This is a genomic window from Hydrogenophaga sp. NFH-34, assembly GCF_021401345.1.
Classification (GTDB): Bacteria; Pseudomonadota; Gammaproteobacteria; order Burkholderiales; family Burkholderiaceae_C; genus Hydrogenophaga; species Hydrogenophaga electricum.
Genome location: NZ_JACBGE010000007.1, coordinates 95,229 through 110,685, shown reverse-complemented (window position 1 = coordinate 110,685; position 15,457 = coordinate 95,229). Strand labels below are relative to the sequence as shown.

Annotated in this window: 15 protein-coding genes and 1 pseudogene; 7 read left to right on the top strand and 9 right to left on the bottom strand. The window is 68.6% G+C overall.

What is annotated here, in order from left to right; translation table 11 throughout:
* Nucleotides 1–44 precede the first annotated feature (44 nt).
* The 3 genes and pseudogenes from L0977_RS08490 to L0977_RS08480 all read right to left on the bottom strand — a co-directional run bounded on the left by L0977_RS08490 (nt 45) and on the right by L0977_RS08480 (nt 1,899).
* A pseudogene (locus L0977_RS08490) lies at nt 45–841 on the bottom strand (DUF2145 domain-containing protein).
* Between the two features lie 100 nt (nt 842–941).
* Complete coding sequence (locus L0977_RS08485; protein WP_234264423.1) at nt 942–1,400, bottom strand: hypothetical protein; 459 nt, start codon at nt 1,398–1,400, stop codon at nt 942–944.
* Between the two features lies 1 nt (nt 1,401).
* Entirely contained in the window at nt 1,402–1,899 is a 498-nt protein-coding gene (locus tag L0977_RS08480; protein WP_442786623.1) for a YiaA/YiaB family inner membrane protein, read from the bottom strand.
* Nucleotides 1,900–2,287: 388 nt separating this feature from the next.
* Here L0977_RS08480 and L0977_RS08475 point away from each other — a divergent pair, with 388 nt between their 5' ends.
* Complete coding sequence (locus L0977_RS08475) at nt 2,288–2,980, top strand: hypothetical protein (RefSeq protein ID WP_234264422.1); 693 nt, start codon at nt 2,288–2,290, stop codon at nt 2,978–2,980.
* A gap of 124 nt (nt 2,981–3,104) precedes the next feature.
* On the opposite strand, the gene L0977_RS08470 is transcribed toward L0977_RS08475, so the two are convergent.
* Nucleotides 3,105–5,060, bottom strand: a complete 1,956-nt coding sequence (locus L0977_RS08470; RefSeq protein WP_234264421.1) for an MFS transporter — start codon at nt 5,058–5,060, stop codon at nt 3,105–3,107.
* 35 nt (nt 5,061–5,095) lie between these two features.
* Complete coding sequence (locus L0977_RS08465; RefSeq protein ID WP_234264420.1) at nt 5,096–5,938, bottom strand: hypothetical protein; 843 nt, start codon at nt 5,936–5,938, stop codon at nt 5,096–5,098.
* Between the two features lie 122 nt (nt 5,939–6,060).
* Between L0977_RS08465 and L0977_RS08460 the strand changes: the two genes are divergently transcribed.
* Nucleotides 6,061–6,792 carry a helix-turn-helix domain-containing protein gene (locus L0977_RS08460; RefSeq protein WP_234264419.1) on the top strand — a complete coding sequence of 244 codons (732 nt, stop codon included), beginning with the start codon at nt 6,061–6,063 and terminating at the stop codon, nt 6,790–6,792.
* Between the two features lie 25 nt (nt 6,793–6,817).
* Here L0977_RS08460 and L0977_RS08455 read toward each other — a convergent pair whose 3' ends face one another.
* On the bottom strand, nt 6,818–7,768 hold the full coding sequence (locus tag L0977_RS08455) for a LysR family transcriptional regulator (protein ID WP_234264418.1): 951 nt from the start codon (nt 7,766–7,768) through the stop codon (nt 6,818–6,820).
* Nucleotides 7,769–7,911: 143 nt separating this feature from the next.
* Between L0977_RS08455 and L0977_RS08450 the strand changes: the two genes are divergently transcribed.
* The 5 genes from L0977_RS08450 to L0977_RS08430 are packed head-to-tail and all read left to right on the top strand — an operon-like array spanning nt 7,912 to nt 12,060.
* Nucleotides 7,912–9,027: an aryl-sulfate sulfotransferase gene (locus L0977_RS08450; protein ID WP_234264417.1), complete on the top strand. Its 1,116-nt coding sequence runs from the start codon at nt 7,912–7,914 to the stop codon at nt 9,025–9,027.
* Nucleotides 9,028–9,046: 19 nt separating this feature from the next.
* Complete coding sequence (locus L0977_RS08445) at nt 9,047–9,805, top strand: ABC transporter permease (RefSeq protein WP_234264416.1); 759 nt, start codon at nt 9,047–9,049, stop codon at nt 9,803–9,805.
* Nucleotides 9,802–10,593, top strand: coding sequence for an ABC transporter ATP-binding protein (locus L0977_RS08440; protein ID WP_234264415.1), 792 nt, complete (start codon nt 9,802–9,804; stop codon nt 10,591–10,593). Before L0977_RS08445 ends, L0977_RS08440 begins: the two co-directional genes overlap by 4 nt.
* A gap of 49 nt (nt 10,594–10,642) precedes the next feature.
* Nucleotides 10,643–11,605: an ABC transporter substrate-binding protein gene (locus L0977_RS08435; RefSeq protein WP_234264414.1), complete on the top strand. Its 963-nt coding sequence runs from the start codon at nt 10,643–10,645 to the stop codon at nt 11,603–11,605.
* 32 nt (nt 11,606–11,637) lie between these two features.
* A complete protein-coding gene (locus tag L0977_RS08430) occupies nt 11,638–12,060 on the top strand; it encodes a VOC family protein (RefSeq protein WP_234264413.1) in 423 nt (140 codons plus the stop codon).
* A gap of 16 nt (nt 12,061–12,076) precedes the next feature.
* On the opposite strand, the gene L0977_RS08425 is transcribed toward L0977_RS08430, so the two are convergent.
* From L0977_RS08425 to L0977_RS08415, 3 genes are all read right to left on the bottom strand, one after another.
* Nucleotides 12,077–13,378, bottom strand: a complete 1,302-nt coding sequence (locus tag L0977_RS08425) for an FIST signal transduction protein (RefSeq protein ID WP_234264412.1) — start codon at nt 13,376–13,378, stop codon at nt 12,077–12,079.
* A 14-nt stretch (nt 13,379–13,392) separates the two neighbouring features.
* A complete protein-coding gene (locus tag L0977_RS08420) occupies nt 13,393–14,370 on the bottom strand; it encodes a PhaM family polyhydroxyalkanoate granule multifunctional regulatory protein (protein ID WP_234264531.1) in 978 nt (325 codons plus the stop codon).
* A gap of 99 nt (nt 14,371–14,469) precedes the next feature.
* The gene (locus tag L0977_RS08415) at nt 14,470–15,300 is read right to left on the bottom strand and encodes an enoyl-CoA hydratase/isomerase family protein (RefSeq protein ID WP_234264527.1); all 831 of its coding nucleotides are present in this window, start codon (nt 15,298–15,300) and stop codon (nt 14,470–14,472) included.
* Between the last annotated feature and the right edge of the window lie 157 nt (nt 15,301–15,457).

Genomic DNA, 15,457 nt, shown 5'->3' with positions numbered 1-15,457 from the left:
ATACGTCGCCGCGCGCCCATTCTCCCGCACGCCCTGCGACGGCTTCACAGAACCAGTTGCTGCGGCGCTGAACCCAACCCGGTGCGGACCATCCAGTCGAGCACGGAATCGACCGTCACCGTTTCAATGCGGTCGGAGAACCGCTTGGCGTTCGGGTGATCGTCGAAGCGGATGTGCGCCGACGTGCTGCTGGCGCCCAGGCGCGTCATCGGGCCCAGCCGCAGCGTGCTCGGCTGGTAGCCCTTGAACCCCAGCCAGGCCTGTGCCTGCGGCCGTGTGGTCACGCCCGGGTCGGCCGCCAACGCCAAGGTCTCCAGCGCCCACTGGTTGGACTGCTGGTAGCGCGTGCCCCAGGGGTAGGCCACCATGTTGTAGGCCCGCTCGTTCAGCCGCACGCTGCGCGCGGGGTCGGTCAGCACGGTGTACAGCGGTGCCTGCAGCGACGGCGCCGGCACCGACCACACCGCCTCGTGACGCCACAAGTCGTCCAGGAAAAACTCCCCCAGGCCCTGGCGGTACAGCGCCCCGTGGCCCGTGCCGCACTGGTTGAGCTTGTGCAGCACGCGCCACGGCCCTTCGGTCGTCTTGTAGGCCCAGCCCAGGGCGACCAGCGCAGCTGGTACTTTGACAGGTCCTGCCCCGCCCGGCCCAGCACCACCACCCGCGCGCCGCTGCGCGCGAACTCGGCGTCCAAGGCCTCGGCGGTGCGATGCGCCAGTTCCAGGCCTTGCGCCAGTGCCTGTGACGTCAACGGACGCGCCTCGCAGGAACGGCCGGCATGCGCTGCGGTGGCGGCGCATGCGCAAAGTAGCGCCAACCCCCAATGCCATTGGGTTTTCATGATGCCTCTCGTGTGAAATGGCCCGTCCAGCAGACACCACAGAACGGGAGAGCCAGGCCGCTGGTGTCGCCCCAGGAAAAGCGGAAAGCGTGTTGCGGGTTCAATTGGTGATCTTCTCGTTGTGCAGCAACGCACGGCCCAGCGCGTTCGGGATGAAGCACAGCACCTCCCCCGCCGCCGAAAGCACCACCCCCGCACCGATCACGCTCACCGCGACCGCCGTGCCCACACTGGCCCCCACGCCCGAAGCCGCATGCCCGGTCACTTCCACACTGGTGCGCGCACCATCGGACACGCGCTCCAGCACGATAACCGTGCCGCGCGCCGACACGTCCACCGCCTTCACCACCAGCACCGCGCCGCTGAGCGTCAGCGCTGCCGGCACCGTGCTCAGCGCAGCAGCACCGCCTGCGGCCGAAGCCCCCGCCCCCACCACCGACGCCACCGGCAGGGCCGACAGCGCCAGTGAAGCCTCGCTCTGCGCCCGCACCGGCGCCGCCACCAAGACAGCGGCCAGACAGCCCGCCACACACAGCTTCTTCAGAAAAACAGCGTTCATGTCATTGCTCCTGCGTGGGGAAGCGATCGCGAGCACGGCCCATCAGGTCCGCCTCATGCCGGTCGCGCAATGTTTTGGCCAGCGTGAACGCCGACGTCACCAGGTACAGCCAGCTCACGCCCAGATAGGCCTTGTAGGTCTCGTTGATCTGCATGCGGAGCAAACCCCAGGCCGTCAGCCCCATCGCGACACCGAAGCCACCCCAGACCACGAAGCGCCACATCGGCGTCTCGGCCTCTCCCGCCCGCTGCGCGGTCTGCTGGTCGCGCACCGCCTTGGACAGCACGAACGCGGTCGAAAGGCAGAACACATACCCCATCACCATGAACGCCCGGTCCAGCGCCTGACCGGGCAGCCACGCCAGGCCGATGGCACAGAGAAAGACCGCGAGCCCGAACGAGGCCCAGACCTGAAACTGCCAGGCGCGGGTGTCGCGCATCACGATGAGGGGGGAACGGGAGCCGCTGACCATGTGAAACCTCGGTGGGTTGTTGAACATGGGGCGGATGGTGGCAACCCTCACGGCGAACCGGCGCACTTTCATCCACCAGAACAGGTTTCGATAACCACCAGCATCGAATTTCGATACCCTCGCACACTGGCTGTTTTCGGATCTCGGTCGTTTTCCGGTTGGCACGCCCCACGCAGCAGACCGGAAGACCACCTGCCGTGCGATCCAGCAAGCCAAACAGGGGGGCACGAGGCAACAACTCAGGGCACTGGCATGGAACCCTTCACTGCCCAGCAATGCACCGAGATCCAGAACCTCTGCGCCACTTGGTAGGGCATGAATTCCAGCCCCATTCAATTCTGCGAAGGAGTGGCAACAATCGATAGCTGGCCCTGGATAATGCGCCGGTCATTCAAAAAATTACCCGAGGAGTTCCATGAAATTTTTCCGCTACTTTTTCGTTGCATTGACAGCCACGGGCTTGTGGGGCTGCGCATCTGTCGACAAAGCTGCCGTACAGGCGGCGACAGACGGAAAGTCGTTGGCCATTGCTGCCACGCTGGATTCGACCATTCGGCTTTCCTGGATAGGGACAACGGCCTTCAACAACGACTCATCCACGCTGAAGCGCCCTGATTGGCAACTGGCGTCCCTGGCATTGAAAAATGCTGAAACGACTTTGAGCAAGGGAGGCCGTTTCACAACCGTCAAGGCATTGGAGCTCGACGGGCTCACCAAGGAAGATGTGTTGAAGCATCCTGCCGCGCAGGTGGCTGACCTGGTTGTGGTGATTTCACCTTCAGTCGGTGGTGACTTCGTTCCTTTGAATGAAGTCCCTCTCAAGGGAATCGGCGTGCGCCAGCGTTCCGCGTTTGGGTTGCCGCCTTACTCAGCAGCCTACGCCTCGCTGGAAGCCGGTTTGTTCGAAACCAAAACGGGCCGCCAGATCGCATTGGTCACCGAAACCTCGCTGAAGATGATCGTTGACAAAACACACGGCAAAGCCGCCTTGGACAAAGGAGCGACGTTGAAACCGGAGCTGGAGCCTGTGGTGGAAAACGATATCAAGACGGTTGTGAGCGCCGCGATCCAGGAATTGATTCAGCGTTTGGGACTGGGGCAGGAGTAAAGGCCTGCGTCCAGGCCGCGGTGTTTGTATTCACTCGAGGCCTTCCCGTTTTGCACCGCTTTCATGGAAGAAGGCACCGGTCCGCCCGCGGCGTGGGCGCCGGCTCCGGAGCGCACGCCGCCCCTCAATCCAACAACCCCGCCACCCGCTCCCGCAACCCCTCCGGTGTCACGTCTTCCGCCTTCACCGCGTCGCCCACATTCAGCCCCACGCGGCTGAACATGCCCCGCCGGAAGGGGCGCACCATGGCCTGGTGTTTGCCGTTGACCACTTCGATGCGGCTGAAGAACGACCCCCACAGGTGGGTCAGCGCCATGGGGATGACCGGCACTTCGGGCAGGCCGTCGGCTTTGGCCGTTTCGAGGATCTTCATGATGCCGCCCTTGAAGGGCTGCAACTGGCCATCGCGCGTGATGGCGCCTTCGGGGAAGATGCCCACCAGATCACCGGCCCGCAGGGTGTGCGCCACCTCGCGGAAGGCGGCTTCGTAGACCGCCGGGTCTTCCTTCTGCGGCGCGATGGGGATGGCCTTGGCCAGCCTGAACAGCCAGCCGAGCACCGGCACCTGGAAGATGCGGTGGTCCATCACGAAGCGGATCGGGCGCGGGCTGGCGGCCATGAGCAGCACCGCGTCGACAAAGCTGACGTGGTTGCAGACCAGCACGGCCGCACCGCCGGTGGGAATCCGCTCGTCGCCACGCACCTGGAAGCGGTAGACGAAGCGCGAAGCCGCCCAGGCCACGAAGCGCAGCAGGTATTCGGGCACCAGCAGGAAGATGTAGCCGGCCACCACGGCGTTGGCCAGGCCGACGATGAGGAACAGCTCGGCGATGCTGAAGCCCGCAGCCAGCAGCGCACCGGCCAGCAACGAGCTGGCGATCATGAACAGCGCGTTGAGGATGTTGTTGGCCGCGATGATGCGGGCGCGGTGCGTGGGCTGGCTGCGCATCTGGATCAGCGCGTACATCGGCACGCTGTAGATGCCGGCGAACAGCGAGAGCAGGCCCAGGTCGGCCAGCACGCGCCAGTGTGCGGGCTCAGCCAGGAACTGGCCGAGCGTGAGCACGGCGGTGGATGGCGGCACGCCGTTGGCCGCGAAGTACAGGTCCACCGAAAACACCGTCATGCCGATGGCGCCCAGCGGCACCAGGCCGATTTCCACATGCCGGCGGCTGAGCACTTCGCACAGCAGCGCGCCCGCGCCGATGCCGACCGAAAACACCACCAGCAGCAGCGAAGCCACCTGTTCGTTCCCGCGCAGCACGTCGTGCGCGAAGGCCGGAAACTGGCTCAGGAACACGGCGCCGAAGAACCACATCCAGCTGATGCCCAGCAGCGAGCGGAACACCACCACGTTGCCGTGCGCCAGCTTGAGGTTGCGCCAGGTTTCGGTGAAGGGGTTCCAGTTGATCTTCAGCGCCGGGTCGGTGGCCGGCGAGACCGGCACCGCCTGGGCCAGCGCGCGGCCCATCAGGGCCAGCAACAGGCAGGCGGCCGCGACATAACTGGGCCCGACGAGGGGCAGCGCGATCAGCAGGCCGCCGGCCACGTTGCCCAGCAGGATGGCGACGAAGGTGCCCATCTCGACCATGCCGTTGCCGCCGGTAAGTTCGCGCTCGCTCAGGTGCTGCGGCAGGTAGGCGAACTTGACCGGGCCGAACAGCGTGGAATGCAGGCCCATGAGGAACACGCAGAACAGCAGCATCGGCACGTGCTGCTGCATGAAGCCCCAGCCGGCCAGCAGCATGATGGCGATCTCCAGGTTCTTCACGAACCGGATCAGCACCTCCTTGGGGTACTTGTCGGCCAGCTGGCCGCTGGTGGCGCTGAACAGCAGGAAGGGCAGGATGAACAGCGCGCCGATCACCAACCCGGCCATCGACGCCGGCAGCCATTGCACCTGCAACTGGTAGGTGACCAGCACGGTGAAGGCGAACTTGAAAACGTTGTCGTTGCCGGCACCGAGAAACTGCACCCAGAAGAAGGGGCCGAAGCGGCGCTGCGTGAGCAGGGCAAACTGGTTGCTGTGGCCAGCGTGGGCGATGGCGTCGGTGCTCAACGCGGCTTGCGGGGTGGACATTCGGGTCTCCTCCAGAGGTGTTCTTGGCGCGGGGTTCACGCGGCGCGGCCCGGTGCATTCTGCCGCAGGCTCGAGGGTGCTTTGGCTGGACGCTGCGGCCTCAACGCCACGATCACAGGCCAGGCCGCGAGCGCCGCGGTGAGGTGCTTGAGGCTGTGACCAGAGAGCGTGTCGGCGGTGGCGTGGAACACGGCGGCATCGCCCAGCTCCAGCGCTTTGGCGAGCGCGTACAGACCGATCAGCGCCCCCAGGCGGATGCCAATGGCGCCAGCCACTGGTGTGCGCAGCGCCAGCCAGACGATGAGTGCCATGCCACCGAACTGCATCACGGCCCAGGGCAGCACGTTGCCGGTGAACGCTGGCAGGATGGCAGAGAACGTGGCCAGCGGCAGCGACAGGTGCAGCGACCGACGGGCTGGCACCTGCCCCACGCGCTCGGCCACAGCCAACGAGATCGCCCCCGCGAAGGTCACGGCCATACCCAGGCGGTCCCAGACCAGACCTGTGGCATCGGGCGCCCAGTGGTACCCCGCCGAGCCGAAGCCGGTGGCCACCAGCCCGGCGAAGAACACCAGGGCGGCCTTCTGCGTCGCACCGGGCAGCGTGCGGCCTCGCAAGGCCAGCAGACCCCAGAGACCCGCGAGAGTGAGCGGCGCGTTGGTGAGCACGTCCATCGCGTTCGGAATACCGAACAGGGTGCGCGCGTCGACGAAGGGGTGGCCGTGCGCGTGCAGGTGGGCGTGGCCGTGGGCGTTGAGCGTGAACCCAAGCGCTTCGGACAGCGCAGGCCCGGCGGTCAGCGCGAGCAACCAGAGCAGCAGCAGGGCGGTGGCCCAGCGCGCGAAGGCGGGAGAGGGGGAGACGGCGGGCAATCGCATGGGAACTCCAGGGGGTGGAACAGCGGGCGCAGTGTCCGGGCGGCCCACCGGATCGGGTGGCTCCATGCGATACAGTGGCCATTTTTTTCACCACTGGTATCGCTAATCGGTACCCGATCCGCATGAGCACCACCCTCGACCTCGTCGGCACGATCAAGAAGGAACTCAAGGCCGCGCAGATGACCTACGCCGACCTGGCACTGGCGCTGGGCATGGCCGAGTCGAGCGTCAAGCGCATGCTGGCCAAGGGCGACATGTCGCTCTCGCGGGTGGACGAGATCTGCCGCGCGCTCAAGATCGACTTCGCCGAACTCGCGCGCCGCGTGGCCGACGCGCAGCCGCTGCTCAAGGAAATGACGGCTGAACAGGAACGCGCGGTGGTGGCCGACAAGAAGCTGCTGCTGGTGGCGATCTGCGTGCTCAGCCAGTGGACGCTGGAGCAGATCACCGCCGCCTACCGGCTCACCGAGGCCGAATGCGTGAAGTACCTGGCCCAGCTCGACCGCATCGGCATCATCGAGCTGCGCCCGCTCAACCGCTACCGCCTCAAGCTCGCCAAGACCTTCCGCTGGCGCCCGCACGGGCCGGTGATGAACTACTTTCGCGACCACGCCCTGCTCGACTACTTCGCGGGCGGGTTCGACGGCTCGGGCGAAGGCTTGATGCTCGTGCACGGCTCGGTCAGCCGCGCGCTGGCACCGGTGTTCCTGGAACGGCTGCAGCGTGTGGCGCAGGACTTTGCGCAGCAGCACCAGACCGACCAGAAGCTGGCCCAGAAAGACCGAGAGGGCTACACGCTGGTGCTGGCGATGCGCAGCTGGGAGTTCGAAGCCTTCACCGCGCTGCGGCGCTGAACGGCCCGCGCGCCGCGCCAGCGGCTCAGGTGGCGAAGCCCTGCAGCGGGGGCGGGGCCTGCCGGTCGAAGCGCTGGTGGATGGCGTTGACCTCGGCTTCCAGCGCACCCAACAGCAGTCCCATCGCCACCGAGGTGGTGTAGCCCGAGCGCTGGTAGATGCCGCTGAACAGGCGCGCGGCGGCATCTTCCAGCGCCACCCACACCAGGCGGCCCGCGTCCACGTCTTCGACCACGTTGTCGGGCAGCAGGAAGCTCACCGCCTGGCTGCCCGCCACCAGGCGCCGCACCATGGGCACCGAGCTGGTTTCCACCAGCGGACGGCCGGCGCGCGCCAGGCGCGGGTCGATGCGTTCGAGCAGGCTGCGCAATTCCATGTCGGGCGACATCATCACCAGCGGGTGGTCCAGGCAGTCGCGCAGCCGCAGCAGGCGCGCGGGGGTGTGCAGCGGGTGCCCGGGCGCCATCACCACGCCCAGTTGCTGCGGGTGTGCCCGCACTTCTTCCACACCGGGCGGCGGGGTGCGCCGCAGGCAGTAGGCAACGTCGATCTCGCCGTTGGCCACGCCCCGCAGCAGCGATTCGCCATTGCCCGAGCGCACGCTGAAGGTGATGCCCGGGTGGCTGCGCTGCACCGACTGCACCACCTGCGGCAGCAGCGATTCGGCGGTGGAGTGCGAGACGCCGATGTTGACGTGGCCGCGGCGCAGGGCGCGCATGTCTTCCACCTGCGTGAGCGCGTTGTCATAGTCGCGCTGGCTGCGGCGCACGGCGGCGATCATGATTTCGCCCGCAGCGGTGAGCTGCATGCCCCGGGGCAGCCGGTCGAACAGCGGCGTGCCGACCTGCGCTTCGAGGTTGAGCACCTGCTGGTTGACCGCCGCCGCCGTCAGGTGCAGGGTCTCGGCGGCCTTGCGCACCGAGCCGCGACGGGCCACTTCGTCAAAACAGCGGAAAGCCTGGGAGATCGCGGGCATGGCCGGCGAGTGTAAAGATTTTTCTGACAGGGATGCAAAAACATTGCGCTGTTCCTGACGCTGAACGCCCTCTACAGTGCACACCCAGACGCCCCGAGATCCCCTGTTCGGCGGCGATGCACCCCCTCAGCAAGGAGCCTCCCATGGCCACCACCGTCGACCAGATCACCCAGCGCCGCCGCGGCGTGGGCCTGATCGCCCACGACCCCGCCGCCAGCGCCGGCGGCTACACCCTGATCGCGCCGCAGACCGCCGACGGCCACGTCTACCTGATCGACATCGAAGGCCGTGTCGCACACCAGTGGAAGCTGCCGGTGCGCGCCGGTCGGCACGCGGTGATCCTGCCCAACGGCAACCTCGGCTACAACGGCAACCACGCCGAATCGCCGGACCGCTACGCGCCCTGGTCGATGTGGCACGGCGGCGATTTCTACGAGGTCACGCCCGCAGGCGACGTGGTCTGGCGCTACCAGGACCCGGCCCACCACCACGACGCGCAATGGCTGCCCAACGGCCACCTGCTCTACGCCGCCTGCGACGTGGTGCCCGAAGGTTTCGCCGCGCGCGTGCCCGGCGGCACCGCGCACGGCCCCGACGAAGTGATGTACGCCGACGTGATCCGCGAGGTCAACCGCGCGGGCGAACTGGTGTGGGAATGGAAGGCCTGGGAACACCTGAAGCCCGAGGACTTCCCCATCCACCCGGGCTTTGGCCGCTACCACTGGCCGCTGGTCAACGGCCTGGGCGTGATGGCCGACGGCACGGTGCTCATGAGCCTGCGCACCACCGCCGGCATCATCGGCGTGGACAAGGCCAGCGGCGCGGTGACGCTGCACGTGCCGCCCAGCGTGGTTTCGCACCAGCACGCGCCGGTGCCGCTGGCCAACGGGCACATCCTGGCCTTCGACAACGGCAACTTCCGCGAAGGCGCCCACGTGGCCTTCTCGCGCGTGGTCGAGATCGACCCGGCCGACAACCGCGTGGTCTGGAGCTACCAGGACGAGATGGTCAACGCCTTCTACACCGCCTTCATGGGCAACGCCCAGCGGCTGTGGAACGGCAACACGCACATCACCGAATCGGCCACAGGCCGCCTGTTCGAGGTCAACCCCGACGGCGAGGTGGTGTGGGAATACGTGATCCCCTGGTTCGCCGAATACCCCGACGCCGCCGCGCGCAAAACCGGGCCGGGCCGCCTGAACAGCGTGTTCCAGACCTTCCGCTACCCGGCCTCGGCGCTGCCGTGGCTGCGGGCCTGACGCTTCGACGGAGCGCATGATGAACCACAGCATCGCCCGCGTGGCGCAACTGGGGGTGTCGCTGGGCCTGGTGCTGGTGCTCTGGAGCGCCGCGTCGCTGGCCGGCTGGCTCAACCCCGACTTCGTGCCCGCCCCCGGCACCATCCTGCACGCCGCGCTGGAGCAGTACCAGGAAGGCGTGCTGATGGCCGACCTGGCGATCTCGCTCAAGCGCTCGGCCGTCGGCTTCGCGCTGGGCGCCGTGCTCGGCGTGGTGCTGGGCCTGCTGACCGCGCGGCTGCGGCCCGTGAGCTACACGCTGCACCCGCTGCTCAACATCCTGCGGCCGATCCCGGCGATCGCGTTGGCGCCGCTGGCCATCGTGTGGTTCGGCATCGGCGAGCCCTCCAAGTACTTCCTGATCACGTACACGGTGTTCCTGGCGGTCTGGCTCAACACCGACCACGGCGCCTCGCAGATCGCACCAACCTACATCCGCGCCTCGCGCTCGCTGGGTGCCGGCACCTGGCGCGAATTCTTCGAGGTGGTGGTGCCGGCGGCCGCGCCGCACATCGTCTCGGGCCTGCGCCTGGGCGCGGCGCTGGCCTTCCTCAGCCTGGTGGCGGCAGAGCTGACGGGGGCCTCGTCGGGCATCGGCTACCGCATTCAGGAGTCGCGCCAGTTTTTCCGCACCGACCGCATGTTCGTCGGTCTGATCGAACTCGGCCTGCTCGGCGGCCTGCTGGACTTCGTGTTCGTGCAGATCAGCCGCCGCCTGGTGCACTGGGAGCAGTCATGAACACCGCCACCGTTTCGCCCCCGGCCCCCGCACGCGGCGACGTGCAGGTGCACGACGCCGAGGTGCGCTTCCGCCAGCGCGGCCGCGACATCCAGGCGCTGGCGCCGGTCTCGCTCGCCCTGGCCCCGGGGTCGTTCACCTCGGTCATCGGCCCCTCGGGCTGCGGCAAGTCGACGCTGCTCAACGCCATCGCCGGCTTCACGCCGCTGAGCAGCGGCAGCCTGCAGGTCGACGGCGCCATCGTCAGCGGCTCCTCGCCGCGCGTGGGCGTCATGTTCCAGCAGTACGCGCTGTTCCCGTGGTTCACCGCCGCCGGCAACGTCGAATTTGCGCTCAAGCGCTTCGGCCTGCCGCGCGCCGAGCGCCGCACCGCCGCGCTGCAGGCGCTGGACGAAGTGGGCCTGTCGGGCAAAGCCGACCACCACCCTGGTCAGCTCTCGGGCGGTATGCGCCAGCGCGTGGCGCTGGCCCGCACGCTGGCCGCACGGCCCGACGTGCTGCTGATGGACGAACCCTTCGGTGCGCTGGACGCGCAGACCCGGCTGGCCATGCAGGAGCTGCTGCTGCGCATCTGGGAAGCCCGCCGCACCACGGTGCTGTTCATCACGCACGACATCGACGAAGCCCTGCTGCTGTCCGACCGCGTGCTGGTCATGTCGGCCGCGCCGGGCCGCTTCATCGACGACCTGGCCATCGACAGCCCCCGGCCGCGTTCGGTCGAGCAGATCGACGCCACCTACATCGCCCGCCGCAACCACCTGCTGCGCCTGCTGCGCGACGCGCACTGATACCGCCCTTCAACCCCGCCACCTTTCTTTGCCCTCCAGGAGAACCGCCATGAAATCCCTGCTGCGCGCCGCCGCGCTGATGCTCTTTGCCACCCGGGCCCTGGCCCAGGACCCGACCCCGGTGTCGATCGGCTGGGGCGCCTACCCCGACGTGCCGCAGATCGCGCAAGCGGCCGACAAGCAGCTCTGGGCGGCCGAGAAGCTGGACGTGAAGATCGTGCCCTTCGCCAGCGGCCGCGCCGGCTTCGAGGCGCTGATCGGGGGCCAGCTCGATTACGCGGTGATGGCCGAATTCCCGGCCGTGGCCGGTGTCATGCGCAACCTCAAGTTCTCGGTGGTGGCCGTGCTCTCGCAGTACCGGAGCTTCCGCGTCATCGCCAAGGGCGATCAGCCGCTGACCGACCTGAAGGCCCTGGCCGGCAAAAAGATCGCCATGCCGCTGGGCACCAACGTGCACTACATCATCGCCAGCGCACTCGCCGCTGCGGGCGTGCAGGCCGAGCTGGTGAACGTGCCGCCGCCCGAGATGATTCCCGCCCTGGCCCGCGGCGATGTCGACGCCATCGTGCCCTTCCCCAACGCCTACCCCACGGCCCAGCGCGTGCTCGGCGCGCAGTACCGCGAACTGCGCCTGCCCGGCCACGCCAGCAGCTTCATCCTGGCCGCCTCGGAGAAGGCCAGCGCCAACCCGGCACAGACGCGCCGCGTGCTGGCGGCCCTGCTCAAGGGCGAAGAACTGGTGCACCGCGACACCGCCGAAGCCCAGGCCACCACCGCCCGCTTCGTCGGCCCGGCCTTGCCGGCCGACGCCATCAAGGCCGCCTGGGGCGACTACGAGTTCCGCATCAAGCTCGACCCGGCCACGCTGGACGTGATGGTCAAGGAAGGCCAGTGGCTCAAGGCGCGCGGCCTGGTCAAGGAAGGCGAGCCCAGCACCGCGCTGTACCGGCGCTGGATCGACGCCGCCCCGCTGCAGGCGCTCGACCCCAGCCGCGTGACCCTCGCGCCCTGAGCCGCCCAGACGCAGCCCGCCAGGCCCGTTGCATGAAGCTGCTCTTCAACCTGCGCTGCCGCGACATCGAGGCGCAACTGGCCTTCTACCGCGCGCTGCTGGACCTGCCCGAAGCCGCCTATACACGTTCGCCCTCGTTCCGCTCGGTGCACACGCCGGACTTCCTGTTCGGCTTCGAAGCCGCTGCGCGCCGGGCCTCGCCCGACCGGCCCGCCGCAGCGCGACGCACTGCGGCAACCCGGGCCGGGGGCTACCCCATTTTTTTGCTGGACACCCCGGCCGAGGTGGACGCCGTGGCGGCCCGGGTCGAAGTGCTGGGTGGGCAGTTGCTGCGCGCGCCCTTCGCCACCGCCTACGGCCAATGGCAGGCGCTGCTGGCCGACCCCGAGCACAACCGGCTGCGCCTGGCCTGCGAAGACCTGCCGCCGGGGATCAGCGCGCCATCTTCGGCCTGAGCGCGAACCGCCAGGATCAGGCGGCTGGCACGCCGTCGTGCACGAACACCGTGAGCACCCCGGTGTACCCGTAGAGCTGCTGGTGCGCGATCTCGCCATTGGCAAAAAAGCCCACCAGCGGCACATCACCCAGCGCGCGGCGCACGATCTGCAATTCGGCGCTGGGAGCACCGAAATGCGGTCCGCCACGGCCGGAGCAGCTCACGTAGATGGCACCGGCGATCTGGCGCGGGGCGGCAAGTGTGGCATCGTCCGGCGCGGTGAACACATCACCGATGCCCGACATTTCGGGCGCCAGTTCTTCGCGGATTTCGCTGCAGATGCGCACCAGATCGGCCCGCGCCGCCTGCGCATGGCGCTCGCAGAATGCCAGCCGCGCGCCCAGGGACGGCCGCTCGGCGATGGCAATGCCGCGCCGCCCCGGGTCGAGCCCGATGATGTGGCGCACCAGCACCTCCGGGCCAAACTGGCCGCGGGCATGCGACGGGTGGTTGAGGTCGAGATCCAGGCCGCTGCGCGACGGCGGCGTGATGCCGACCAGGGTGCGCCGCAACCGCGCCATGGCGGCCTCGGGCTGGTCGAGGTCGATCTCCAGCTCGCGCAGCAGCACGTCGAGCGCCGGCTCGCCGTCCAGCGCGAGCACCACGTTGTCTTCCACGGCGGTGACCTCGCGCTCGCGGTCCACCGGCTGCGCGCCCTGCGTGACGCGGGAGATCAGCTCCACCTCGGGCCCGAAGGCCACGCCACTGATGCCCCCGCTGAGCACGCCGCTGGCCGCACCCTGCCCCCGCAGGTTGCCCGCACTGCCCAGCGCGAATTGCACGTTGGCCGAGCGGCTGGCGGTCAGGCCGCCGAACACGTAACCGGTCTGGGTGCGCTCGGCCAGTTCGGCCACCAGTTCGCCCAGGTCGTGCAGCTGCGGGTCGGCATGCAGCAGCGCGGTGTGCGCCACGAAACCGCCATCACCCGTGCCGCTGGCCGGCAGCGGCGCCACGCCGCTGAACACGCGGTACTGGTCGGGACTGAGGTCGCACAGCATGACCGCCAGCGCCGGCTCGTCGAAGTATTCGGCGTTGTTGGTCGCGATGCCGATACCGACGGTGCCGGCCCAGTCGGTCACCTCGCGCAGTTCGGCACTGATGTGGTCCAGGATGGCCTGCGCTTCGCTGGCGTAGTGGTCGGTGACGTAGAGCAGCCCGAGCGAGGGCGCGGCTGCCTGCTCAGGCAGGGCCATCTGCGCGCGCAGTTGCGCCAGCACCAGCGCGGCGGCCATGCGCCATTGCGGGTGGGTGGCGTGGGCGTAGGGAAAACGTTTCATTGCAACAGGCCAAGTCAGCGGCGACGCCCCGGGGTTCGCCGGGCCGGCGCCGGGGCGGGAGCGGAAGCGGGGGCGGCCGGCGCTGGCGCCGACTGGAAGCCCGGAAAAAACGCCGTGGGCAGCGGCCAGTCACCCGCGCCCAGGCCGCTCTGGGTGGCCGCCCGGCGGGCCGCAGGCGCGGCCGAAGCGCGGCCACGGGCCGGCGCTGGCGCGGGGGCAGCAGCCGGTGATGCCTTCGCCGCGCGCGGCGCCGCTGCCGGTGCGCGGGCAGGCGCCTTCTTGGCGGCGGTCTTGCGCGGCCGGGAGCGGGATGCCGGCGCTTTCTCGGCCGCTGGCGCCGCATTGCCGGCGGCGGCTGCGGCGCCGGGCATCTGGCCGGCCGCGTCGCGCAGCGCCTGGCTGGCGATCGACTGGAACTGCTGCGACAGCGCACCCCACCACTGCATCGGGTCCACCACCCCGGACGCCGGGGCCGCCGCAGGCTGGGCGGCCGCAGCAGCGCGCCGGTGCCGGGGCTCTGCAGGCGCTTCGGGTGCGGGTGCCGGCGGCATGGCCGGAGGTTCGACCGGCGCGGCGCCGTAGGTGCGTGGCGGCACTTCGAGGCCGGCAAACGGGGTGTACCCGGCGCTGCCGGAAGCCCCCGCCGAGGGCGATGCCGACGCGGCGGCCGGCATCTTGAGCGCATCCGCCACGTCGCCCAGGCTGAAATTCATGCTCTTGAGCGTGGCCAGCGTCATCTTCTGCACCTCCAGCGCCTGGATGGTGGCCGACAGCGCCTTGGTGTTCTGGTCGAGCCAGAAGTGCACCGCCTTGAGCTCCTCGATGCGCTTTTCCAGCTCTTCCACATTGAAGGTGGGCGCCACCCAGCTGGAGAGCTTGGGCATGCCGCCGCCCCCCAGCCCTTGTGCCACACCGCTGGCGGCCTGGCCAGCCAGGTTCTGGAGGAATTCGAAGCCCGGCACGAAGGCGCCAAAACCGCGGGTATCGCTCATGGTCGGCCGCCGTCACACCGCATCAGGAAGACCGGCATCCCCACAGGGTGCCGCGAACAGGAAGGAGCGTGGGGGGCCATGTCGTCTCCTGGAAGGGTGTCAGGTATCGGCACCATAACGCGGCGCACGACGCTCGCGCAAGGATGCCACACCTTCGCGCACATCCGGCCCGGCAAACCCCATGAATTCGAGCGCCAGCGAGGTGTCGAACGCCGGACCCGCCTGGCGCAGCCAGTTGTTGAGCGAGTACTTGGTCCAGCGGATGGCGGTCTGGCTGCCTGCGGCCAGCCGGTCGGCCACGTCGTAGGCCTTGTCCAGCAGGGTGTCGTCATCGACAGCCAACGACACCAGGCCAATGCGCTCGGCCTCCTCGCCGCTGATCGGGTCGCACAGCATCAGGTAGTACTTGGCCTTGGCCATGCCGCACAGCAACGGCCAGACGATGGCGGCGTGGTCGCCCGCCGCCACGCCCAGGCGGGTGTGGCCGTCGACGATCTTCGCGCTTTTCGCCGCAATGGAAATGTCGGCCAGCAGGCCCGCCACCAGGCCCGCACCGACCGCGGGGCCGTGCATGGCGCTGACAATGGGCTTGTCGCAGTTGATGACGTTGTAGACCAGATCCCGCGCCTCCTTCCAGACGCGGGTGCGGACCTCGAAATCGGTCGCCATGTCCTGCACCAGCGCCAGATCGCCGCCGCCGGAAAAGCCCATCCCGCTGCCGCGCAGCACGGCGCAGCGCACGCTGTCGTCGCGCCCCACGTCGCGCCAGATCTCGCTCAGCTCCCAGTGGCCGTCATGGCCGGCGGTAGGCAGCTTGCCGTTGCCACCGGGGCCGTCGGCTTTCATGCGGATGTCGAGCACCGAGGGCACACCATCCACGGTCGGGCCGCGGCGGGTGATGTCGAGGGTCTGGTAGCGGCTGTAATCGATGGCGGGCACCGTTGTCTCTCCTTGTTTTTGCGGGACGAAAGCAACGATTCTGCGCCGAAACGCCCGCTTTTTCGCCGAGGGTTTTCTTCTCGCCAGGCGCATGGGCGTCACCCGCTTGACGCCGATCAATGCCCGGCCCAGGGTGCGGGCGCAAGAT

Bases quoted from the DNA above. Each gene is read 5' to 3' on its own strand.
- L0977_RS08485 (WP_234264423.1), bottom strand. From the start codon at position 1,400: ATGAACGCTGTTTTTCTGAAGAAGCTGTGTGTGGCGGGCTGTCTGGCC.
- L0977_RS08480 (WP_442786623.1), bottom strand. From the start codon at position 1,899: ATGTTCAACAACCCACCGAGGTTTCACATGGTCAGCGGCTCCCGTTCC.
- L0977_RS08475 (WP_234264422.1), top strand. From the start codon at position 2,288: ATGAAATTTTTCCGCTACTTTTTCGTTGCATTGACAGCCACGGGCTTG.
- L0977_RS08470 (WP_234264421.1), bottom strand. From the start codon at position 5,060: ATGTCCACCCCGCAAGCCGCGTTGAGCACCGACGCCATCGCCCACGCT.
- L0977_RS08465 (WP_234264420.1), bottom strand. From the start codon at position 5,938: ATGCGATTGCCCGCCGTCTCCCCCTCTCCCGCCTTCGCGCGCTGGGCC.
- L0977_RS08460 (WP_234264419.1), top strand. From the start codon at position 6,061: ATGAGCACCACCCTCGACCTCGTCGGCACGATCAAGAAGGAACTCAAG.
- L0977_RS08455 (WP_234264418.1), bottom strand. From the start codon at position 7,768: ATGCCCGCGATCTCCCAGGCTTTCCGCTGTTTTGACGAAGTGGCCCGT.
- L0977_RS08450 (WP_234264417.1), top strand. From the start codon at position 7,912: ATGGCCACCACCGTCGACCAGATCACCCAGCGCCGCCGCGGCGTGGGC.
- L0977_RS08445 (WP_234264416.1), top strand. From the start codon at position 9,047: ATGAACCACAGCATCGCCCGCGTGGCGCAACTGGGGGTGTCGCTGGGC.
- L0977_RS08440 (WP_234264415.1), top strand. From the start codon at position 9,802: ATGAACACCGCCACCGTTTCGCCCCCGGCCCCCGCACGCGGCGACGTG.
- L0977_RS08435 (WP_234264414.1), top strand. From the start codon at position 10,643: ATGAAATCCCTGCTGCGCGCCGCCGCGCTGATGCTCTTTGCCACCCGG.
- L0977_RS08430 (WP_234264413.1), top strand. From the start codon at position 11,638: ATGAAGCTGCTCTTCAACCTGCGCTGCCGCGACATCGAGGCGCAACTG.
- L0977_RS08425 (WP_234264412.1), bottom strand. From the start codon at position 13,378: ATGAAACGTTTTCCCTACGCCCACGCCACCCACCCGCAATGGCGCATG.
- L0977_RS08420 (WP_234264531.1), bottom strand. From the start codon at position 14,370: ATGAGCGATACCCGCGGTTTTGGCGCCTTCGTGCCGGGCTTCGAATTC.